This window comes from Pseudomonas sp. BN417, assembly GCF_029871205.1.
Lineage (GTDB): Bacteria > Pseudomonadota > Gammaproteobacteria > Pseudomonadales > Pseudomonadaceae > Metapseudomonas.
In genome coordinates this window covers 22,442-31,687 of the sequence record NZ_SSOJ01000138.1, presented here as the reverse complement: position 1 = coordinate 31,687, position 9,246 = coordinate 22,442, and the positions used below count along the sequence as shown (strand labels likewise).

Below are 9,246 nucleotides of genomic sequence, written 5' to 3'. Positions count from 1 at the left end.
TCGCGGCATCCATGCCGCTCGTCCCCCTGCGCAACGCTTCCACTCGGCCTCCTGACGGGGCAGAGTCGCTGCCCCACCTCTTCTACACAGGTTCAGGTAATGACCGGGCATCAGGATTGCTGTGCCCTGTCAGGCGCGAGTCACCCCTCTACCGCTTGCGGGGCGAAGAGGCACGCTGTCGGAAGCACCGCTTCCGGTGCCGATGAGCGCCTGAGCGCGAAGCGATCAGGCTGGGGCGCAGGGCGGGGGCCGGGGGAGAGGGATGCATCAGGCACGCACGCAGGTCTGAAAGGTCCGTGCTAGACGCTTCTATTCGGTATTGCAACAGCTAACGCAGACATAGCCACGGAATTCGCTCCCTCGGAAATGCGCCCCTCAGCGCTCCTTCAGCAGCCGCGCAACGCCCTGGACCCCCGGTTCGTAGCGCTCCTGCTCCACCGCTGCCAACGCCAGGCGAAGCACCTGCTCGGCGATCACTTCGTGCTGCTGGTACATGGAATTCACCGGTAGCGGCAGGAAGTCCAGCAACTGGGTGTCGCCGAAGGTGCCCACGCGCATCCGCTCCGGCCAGTCGCCGCGTTCGCGCAGTACGTCCAGCACGCCGGCCAGCAGCACGTAGGCGGTGGTGATCAGCACATCCGGCAGTTCGCCCTGGAGCTCCAGCAGTTCGCTCATCAGGCGCCGGCCGCAGTCGCGGCTGAACTCCTCGCCCTGTTCCTCCAGCACCTCGCAATCCAGCCCGGCCAGCGCCTCGCGAAAGCCCGCGCTGCGCTCGGAGCTGATGGGCAGCTCTGGTCGCGCGCCGAGCAGGGCGATGCGCCGGGGCGCCGCTCGCAGCAGGCTGCGGGTGAGCTGCAGGCAGGCCTGGCGATCGTCGCTGACCACTGAACAGAAACGCTGCGGATCACGCACGCGGTCGACGGCTATCACCGGCAATCCCTCGTCCAGTAGCTGTGCCAGGCTGTCGTCATCGTCCGGCAGGCAACTGGCGACTATCAGTGCATCGCAGCGCCGCGCGCGGAACAGCTTGAGCAACAGCCGTTCACTTTCCGGCTCGTCGTCGGAACTGGCGATCAGCAGCTGGTAGCCCCTTGCCCGCGCACCCTGTTCCAGCAGTTTGGCCAGGCGCGCGTAGCTGGGGTTTTCCAGGTCCGGGAGGATGAAGCCCAGGGTGCGCGTCTGCCGGCTGCGCAGGCCGGCGGCCTGGGGGTTCGGCTTGAAACCATGCTCGTCCACTACCGCCCGCACGCGCTCGACGGTCGCCGCGCTGATGCGCTTCTGCTCGGCCTTGCCGTTGATCACGTAGCTGGCCGTGGTCACGGAGACGCCAGCCAGGCGGGCGATATCACTGAGTTTCAACTTGATGACTCCTGTTATGCGGAACCGTTTCATCGGACGGGCTTCAAGAATCGAAGATTATCGAGTAACGTGCCCGCTCAGTTTAGTGAAACGATTCAGCATGCGCTCTGTCTACTCTTTCGCCAACCATTTCGACGGTTGGCAGCGCTGGCTGATGGCAGGTGACAAGTACAAGAAGGGCGCAAGGCCCGTGAGAGGTGACGAAATGCTCGAACTGACCGCAGGGCAGATTTCCATGGGCCTGGTCGCGGCGGACAAGGTCGCCGCGCTGCGGATGCTCGCCGAGCAGCTGGAGGGCGACGGCTTGGTCGCCCCGGGCTACCTGGCCGGACTCGAGGCCCGCGAGGCCCAGGGCTCCACCTATCTCGGCCAGGGCATCGCCATTCCCCATGGCACCCCGCAGACCCGCGAACTGGTGTTCAGCACCGGCGTACGCCTGATGCAGTTCCCCGAAGGCGTGGACTGGGGCGATGGCCAGCGCGTCTTCCTCGCCATCGGCATCGCCGCCAAGTCCGACGAACACCTGCGCTTGCTGCAGATACTCACCCGGGCCCTGGGCGAGGCCGATCTGGGCAGCGAATTGCGCCGTGCGGAAACCCCGGAAGAAGTGCTCAAGCTGCTGCAGAGCGCGCCCCAGGAGCTGGCGCTGGACGACCAGTTGGTCGGCCTCGGCGTGCCGGTGGAGGACTACGACGAACTGGTGCTGCAAGGCGCCCGACTGCTGCGCCGCGCCGATTGCGTGGGTGGCGGCTTCGCCGCCGCGCTGCTGCAAGGGGAACCGCTGCCCCTGGGCGATGGCCTCTGGTGGCTGCACAGCGACCAGTCCGTGCAACGCCCGGGCCTGGCCTACCTGACCGCGGAAAAGCCACTGCGCTACCTCGACCAGCCACTCAATGGCCTGTTCTGCCTAGCCAGCCTGGGGGATGCCCACCTGGCCCTGCTGGAGCGCCTCTGCGCCCTGCTGATCGAGGGCCGTGGCCGGGAGCTGGCTCGCGCCACCCAGCGCCGCGCCGTGCTCGAAGCCTTAGGCGGCGAAACCCAACCCGACTGGCCCAGCCTGCGCCTGCCGCTGGCCAACGCCCACGGTCTGCACGCCCGACCGGCCAAGGAGCTGGTGCAGCTGGCCAAGGCGTTCGAGGGCGATATCCGCGTGCGGGTGGCCGACAGTGGCGCCGCCGCGGTTTCGGCGAAGAGCCTCAGCAAGTTGCTCAGCCTCGGTGTGCGTCGTGGCCAGGTGCTGGAAATCCTCGCCGAGCCGGCCATCGCCGAGGCGGCGCTGCCGGCCCTGAAGACCGCCATCGAACTGGGGCTGGGCGAGGAAGTCGAGCCGTTGCCGCTCAACGAAGCGCCCATGGTGGACGCCGAACCGGAGTCCCAGCCTTTGGCAGCGCCCACGCCGGGCAGCCAGCTCCAGGCGGTCCCCGCCGCGCCTGGCATCGCCGTTGGGCCCGCGCATATCCATCTGCACAAGGAGCTGGACTACCCCCTGCGCGGTGAGTCCCCCGATTTCGAACGTGAGCGCCTGCAACAGGCCCTGGTCCATGTGCGCGGCGAGATCGAGGCGCTGGTGCTGCGCAGCGAGGCCAAGGCCATCCGCGAGATCTTTATCACCCACCTGGAGATGCTTGCCGACCCCGAACTGGGTGACGAGGTGGACGCCCGTCTGAAACAAGGTGAAAGCGCTGCCGCCGCCTGGATGACCGTAATCGAAGCCGCCGCCACCCAGCAGGAGAGCCTGCACGATGCGCTGCTCGCCGAACGGGCCGCCGACTTGCGCGATATCGGCCGGCGCGTGCTCGCCCAACTCTGCGGCGTGGAAGGCGCCCCCGAGCCGGAAGAGCCCTACATTCTGGTGATGGACGAGATGGCACCCTCTGACGTGGCGCGGCTGGACCGCAACCGCGTGGCCGGCATCCTCACCGCCCGCGGTGGCGCCACCTCCCACAGCGCCATCGTTGCCCGCGCCCTGGGCATTCCCGCCCTGGTGGGCGCCGGCGCCGGCGTACTGCTGCTGGAGCCGCGCACCTCACTGTTGCTGGACGGCCAGCGCGGCCGTCTGATCGTGGCGCCGGACAGCGCCCAGCTGGAGCGTGCCCGCCAGGAGCAGGAAGGCCGTCAGCGTCGCCTGCAACTGGCCGATGCCCACAAGCTGGAGCCGGCCATTACCCGCGACGGCCATCGTCTGGAAATCTGCGCCAACCTGGGCGACAGCGCCGGCGCCGCCAAGGCCGTTGCCCAGGGCGCGGAGGGCGTGGGCCTGCTGCGCACCGAATTCATCTTCATGGCCCATCCCCAGGCGCCGGACCTGGCCACCCAGGAGGCCGAGTACCGCCGCGTGTTCGATGCCCTCGACGGCCGCCCGCTGGTGGCCCGCACCCTCGACGTCGGCGGCGACAAGCCCTTGCCCTACTGGCCGGTGCCGGAAGAGGAGAACCCCTTCCTCGGCGTGCGCGGCGTGCGCCTGACCCTGCAGCGCCCGCACCTGATGGAAACCCAGCTGCGCGCGCTGCTGCGAGCCAGCGACGGGCGAGCGCTGCGGATCATGTTCCCCATGGTCGGCAGCGTCGAGGAGTGGCGCCAGGCCCGGGACATGAGCCTGCGCCTGGCCGCCGAGATTCCCCAGGCCGACCTGCAGCTGGGGATCATGGTCGAGGTGCCCTCGGCCGCGTTGATCGCCCCGGTGCTGGCTCGCGAAGTGGACTTCTTCAGCATCGGCACCAATGACCTGACCCAGTACTGCCTGGCCATCGACCGTGGCCATCCGACGCTTTCGGCCCAGGCCGACGGTCTGCACCCGGCGGTGCTGCAGCTGATCGATCTCACGGTGCGCGCCGCCCACGCCCAGGGCAAATGGGTGGGTGTGTGCGGCGAGCTGGCCGGCGACCCGCTGGCGGTGCCGTTGCTGGTGGGTCTGGGGGTGGACGAACTGAGCCTCTCCGCAGGCGGCATCCCCGAGGTCAAGGCGCGGGTACGTGAGTTCAGCCTGTCGGCAGCCCGCGAGCTGGCCGAAGGCGCGCTGACGCTGGAAAGCGCGGCAGCGGTGCGCGAACTGGCGGAGCGTTTCTGATGGCGCGCATCCTCAGCCTCACCCTGAATCCCGCCCTGGACCTGACCCTGAGCCTGGAGCGTCTCACGCCCGGCCAGGTCAACCGCAGCCAGGCCCAGGCCAGCCACGCCGCCGGCAAGGGGCTGAATGTGGCGCAAGTGTTGGCGGACCTGGGGCACAGCCTCACCGTCTCGGGCTTTCTCGGCGCCGACAATCCGGAAGCCTTCGAGGCGCTGTTCGCCCGGCGCGGTTTCGTCGACGCCTTCGTCCGCGTGCCGGGGGAGACCCGCAGCAATATCAAGCTCGTCGAAGCCGACGGGCGCATCACCGATATCAACGGCGCCGGTCCTCTGGTGGATGCCGCGGCCCAGGCGGAACTCCTCGCGCGTCTCGATGCCACCGCCCCCGGCCACGACCTGGTGGTGGTCGCCGGCAGCCTGCCGCGCGGGGTGGAACCGGGCTTTCTCGGCGAACTGCTTCTACGCCTCAAGCGTCTGGGCCTGAAGGTGGCGCTGGACAGCAGCGGCGAGGCCCTGCGTGCCGGCCTGCTGGCGGCGCCCTGGATGATCAAGCCGAATACCGACGAACTGGCCGAGCTCTGCGGCCGCTCCCTGGACGGCATCGAGGCCCAGCGCGACGAGGCGTTTCATCTGCAGGCGCTCGGCGTCGAGCAGATCGTCATTTCTCAGGGGGCCGACGGGGTGAACTGGTTCGGTCCCGGCCTCGCCCTGCATGCCCAGCCGCCACGGGTCAGGGTGGCCAGCACCGTGGGTGCCGGCGATTCCCTGCTGGCCGGCATGGTCCACGGCCTGCTCTGCGGCTGGCCGGCGGCGCGCACCCTGCGCCACGCCACCGCCATCGCCGCCCAAGCGGTGACCCAGGTGGGCGTTGGCATCAATGATTCCGCGCAACTGCAACAGCTCGAAGGCGCCGTGGTGGTCCAGGCGCTGCCAGAACAACAAGAGGTGCCCCGATGAAACTCGCCATAGTCACTGCCTGCCCCAACGGCATGGTCACCAGCGTACTCTGCGCACGCCTGCTGGACGCCGCCGCCCAGCGCCTGGGCTGGAGCACCAGCGTCGAAGTGGTGGACCCGCAGCACCCGGAAAGCCAGCTGTCTGCCGCTACCCTGGAGGCCGCCGACTGGATACTCGTCGTGCGCAGCGGCGCGCTCGAGCTCAACCGCTTCGCCGGCAAGCGCCTGTTCCTCGCCACCCCCAGCGAAGCCCTGCGCGACAGCGAGGCTTTCCTCCTGCGCGGCGCGGTCGAGGCCAGGGTGCAGGAAGCGGAGGCGCTGGTCATCGCGCCTTCGGCCAGCGCTCGCCCGCGCCTGGTGGCGGTTACTGCCTGCCCGACTGGAGTCGCCCATACCTTCATGGCCGCCGAAGCGCTGAAGCAGGCGGCCCAGCGCCTGGATTACGAACTCCAGGTGGAAACCCAGGGCTCGGTGGGCGCCCGCGATCCCCTGAGCCTTGATGCCATTGCCGCCGCCGACGCGGTGCTATTGGCCACGGATATCGAAGTCGATACCGCCCGTTTTGCCGGCAAGAAGGTGTTCCGTTGCGGCACCGGCGTGGCACTCAAACAGGCCGAGGCCACCTTGAAGCGCGCCCTCGCCGAAGGCCAGCCACTGGAGGCCAAGGCCGGCGACGCGCAACCGGGCAAGGCCAGGGCCGAGCCCAAGGGCGCCTACAAGCACCTGCTCACCGGCGTCTCCTACATGCTGCCGATGGTGGTGGCCGGGGGGCTGTTGATCGCGCTGTCCTTCGTCTTCGGCATCGAGGCCTTCAAGGAGGAGGGCACCCTGGCCGCCGCCCTGATGCAGATCGGCGGTGAGGCCGCCTTCAAGCTGATGGTGCCGCTGCTGGCCGGTTACATCGCCTATTCCATCGCTGACCGCCCGGGTCTGGCGCCGGGCATGATCGGCGGACTGCTGGCCAGCACCCTGGGCGCGGGTTTTATCGGCGGCATCATCGCCGGCTTTCTCGCCGGCTACTCGGCGCGGGCGATCAACCGTCATGCCAAGCTGCCGCCCAGCGTCGAGGCGCTCAAGCCGATCCTGATCATCCCGCTGCTCTCCAGCCTGTTCACCGGGCTGGTGATGATCTACGTGGTCGGCAAACCGGTGGCCGAGATGCTCACCAGCCTCACCCACTTCCTCGACAACATGGGCACCTCCAACGCCATCCTCCTCGGCCTGTTGCTGGGCGGGATGATGTGCGTGGACCTCGGCGGGCCGATCAACAAGGCCGCCTATGCCTTCTCCGTGGGCCTGCTGGCGTCCCAGAGCTACGCGCCGATGGCCGCCACCATGGCTGCCGGCATGGTGCCGCCCATCGGCATGGGCCTGGCCACGCTGCTGATGCGCCGCAAATTCGCCCAGAGCGAACGCGAGGCCGGCAAGGCGGCGCTGGTGCTGGGGCTGTGCTTCATCTCCGAGGGCGCCATTCCCTTCGCCGCCAAGGACCCGCTGCGGGTGATCCCGGCCAGCATCGCCGGCGGCGCCCTGACCGGCGCGCTGTCCATGTACTTCAGCTGCAAGCTGATGGCGCCCCACGGCGGGCTCTTCGTGATGCTGATCCCTAACGCCATCAACCACGCGCTGCTCTACCTGCTGGCGATAGTCGCCGGCAGCCTGGTGACCGGGGTGCTCTATGCCATGCTCAAGCGCGGCGCCGAGCAGGAGCTGGTGCTGGAAGGGAGCCGTGCTGCCTGAGGACCTGTAGGATGGGTGGAGCTCGGCGATACCCATCGGCGGTGGTGATGGGTATCGCGTAGCTCGCGGAACGCCGCCCGACCCATCCTACGGATTGCCCCGGTTCTATTCATGCTGCTGATCTCCAACAACGTCCACCTGCCCGACGACGAAGTCGAGCTGACCGCCATCCGCGCCCAGGGCGCCGGCGGGCAGAACGTCAACAAGGTGTCCAGCGCGGTGCACCTGCGCTTCGATATCAATGCCTCGTCATTGCCGCCCTTCTACAAGGAGCGGCTGCTGGCGCTGCGCGACAATCGCATCACCGGCGAGGGCGTGATCGTGATCAAGGCCCAGCAGTACCGCACCCAGGAGCAGAACCGCGCGGATGCCCTGGAGCGCTTGGCGGAATTGATCCGCAGCGTGGCCAAGGTGGAAAAGGCGCGGCGGCCGACCAAACCCACACTGGGCTCGAAGAAGCGCCGGCTGGAAGGCAAGGCCAAGCGCGGGGCGGTCAAGGCGGGGAGGGGGAAGGTGGATTATTGAAGGAGGGCCGCGAAGCGGCCCCGTAAAGCGCTGCTCAGCACACCTTGGCGATCGCTGCGGCCAGGTCGGCGATGCGGCTGAAGTCCAGACCCGCCACGTTGGCGCGACCGGTGCTCACCATGTACACGCTGAACTCCGCACGCAGCCGCGCCACCTGTTCAGGTGACAGGCCGGTGTAGGAGAACATGCCGCGCTGCTCGCCGATGTGGGCGAAGCGTTCGGCAAGGCCGTAAGGCTGCAGGGCTTCCACCAGGCCAAGGCGCAGGCCGGCGACGCGCTGGCGCATGGCATCCAGTTCTTCCACCCATTTCGCCTTCAGGGCCGCGTCACCGAGGATGGTCGCCACCACGGCGGCGCCATGGGCCGGCGGGGTGGACCAGAGGTTGCGGGCGAGGAAGGCCAGTTGGCTGCGGACGTCGGTGAGCTTGTCGGCATCGCCGGCGCAGACGATCAGCGCGCCGGTGCGTTCGCGGTAGAGGCCGAAGTTCTTCGAGCAGGAGCTGGTGACCAGCAGTTCCGGCAGTGCCTCGGCGAACAGCCGCACGGCCCAGGCGTCCTGCTCCAGGCCGTCGCCGAAGCCCTGGTAGGCGAAGTCGATCAGCGGCAGCAGTTCGCGTGCCTTGACCACTTCCAGCACCCGGCGCCAGTCGTCCTGGCCCAGGTCGAAGCCGGTGGGGTTGTGGCAGCAGGCGTGCAGCAGGACCACGTCGCCGGCCGGCACTGTCTCCAGCGCTTTGATCATGGCGGCCACGTCCAGGCGGTTGGTCGCATCCACATAGGGGTAGTGACCGACCTTGAGGCCGGCGCCGCCAAAGATGGTTTCGTGGATCGGCCAGGTCGGGTCGCTCAGCCAGATGCCTCGGCCTGGCAGGTTGCTGGCGATGAACTCCGCCGCCAGGCGCAGGGCGCCGGTGCCGCCCGGGGTCTGGGTGGCGCCGGCGCGGCCGGCGGCCTCCAGCGGGTTGCCGGTACCCAGCACCAGGTCCAGCAGCAGGCGGCCGAAGGCTGCGTCACCGTGGCCGCCGACGTAGGTCTTGGTGGTTTCGGTATCCACCAGGCGCTGCTCGGCGAGCTTCACTGCCTGGGGGATGGGCGTCAGGCCGCGGGCGTCCTTGTACACGCCCACACCCAGGTCCAGCTTGGCCGGGTTGGGGTCCACGCGGTACGCATCCATCAGGCCGAGGATGGGGTCGCCGGGCACCCGGCCGACCTTGGCGAAATGGCTCATTTACGCCCCTCGGCGGTGGCGGCCACCTCGTCGGTGCGGGCGGACATGATGAAGTCGTTGCGGTGCAGGCCTTTGGCCTCGTGGCTCCACCAGGTCACGGTGACTTTGCCCCACTCGGTGAGCAGGCCCGGGTGGTGGCCTTCTTCCTCGGCGATGGCGCCGACGGCGTTGGTGAAGGCCAGGGCATAGCGGAAGTTCTTGAAGCGGAACTCCTTCTCCAGCTGCATGATCCCGTCGCGGACTTCGATGTTCCAGTCGGGGATCTGCTTGATCAGCACGGCCAGCTCTTCGTCGGAGACTTTCGGCGCATCGGCGCGGCAGGCTTCGCAATGGGCTTGGGACAGGGCGGTCATGGGGAATCTCCAGGTATGA

Annotated in this window: 7 protein-coding genes; 4 read left to right on the top strand and 3 right to left on the bottom strand. The window is 68.5% G+C overall.

The window, feature by feature from the left end:
• Positions 1–375 precede the first annotated feature (375 nt).
• Positions 376–1,359: a catabolite repressor/activator gene (cra, locus tag E8F11_RS17985; protein WP_280290192.1), complete on the bottom strand. Its 984-nt coding sequence runs from the start codon at positions 1,357–1,359 to the stop codon at positions 376–378.
• Between the two features lie 205 nt (positions 1,360–1,564).
• Between cra and ptsP the strand changes: the two genes are divergently transcribed.
• From ptsP to arfB, 4 genes are all read left to right on the top strand, one after another.
• Complete coding sequence (gene ptsP, locus E8F11_RS17980) at positions 1,565–4,426, top strand: phosphoenolpyruvate--protein phosphotransferase (RefSeq protein ID WP_280290233.1); 2,862 nt, start codon at positions 1,565–1,567, stop codon at positions 4,424–4,426.
• A complete protein-coding gene (gene pfkB, locus E8F11_RS17975) occupies positions 4,426–5,382 on the top strand; it encodes a 1-phosphofructokinase (protein ID WP_280290191.1) in 957 nt (318 codons plus the stop codon). The genes ptsP and pfkB overlap by 1 nt, the downstream gene beginning before the upstream one ends.
• On the top strand, positions 5,379–7,121 hold the full coding sequence (locus E8F11_RS17970) for a PTS fructose-like transporter subunit IIB (RefSeq protein ID WP_280290190.1): 1,743 nt from the start codon (positions 5,379–5,381) through the stop codon (positions 7,119–7,121). Before pfkB ends, E8F11_RS17970 begins: the two co-directional genes overlap by 4 nt.
• 111 nt (positions 7,122–7,232) lie before the next feature.
• A complete protein-coding gene (gene arfB, locus E8F11_RS17965) occupies positions 7,233–7,646 on the top strand; it encodes an alternative ribosome rescue aminoacyl-tRNA hydrolase ArfB (protein ID WP_280290189.1) in 414 nt (137 codons plus the stop codon).
• Between the two features lie 34 nt (positions 7,647–7,680).
• Here the strand turns inward: arfB and E8F11_RS17960 are convergent, their stop codons facing one another.
• Positions 7,681–8,874: an amino acid aminotransferase gene (locus E8F11_RS17960; protein WP_280290188.1), complete on the bottom strand. Its 1,194-nt coding sequence runs from the start codon at positions 8,872–8,874 to the stop codon at positions 7,681–7,683.
• Positions 8,871–9,227: a 4a-hydroxytetrahydrobiopterin dehydratase gene (locus E8F11_RS17955; protein ID WP_280290187.1), complete on the bottom strand. Its 357-nt coding sequence runs from the start codon at positions 9,225–9,227 to the stop codon at positions 8,871–8,873. Before E8F11_RS17955 ends, E8F11_RS17960 begins: the two co-directional genes overlap by 4 nt.
• Positions 9,228–9,246 lie beyond the last annotated feature (19 nt).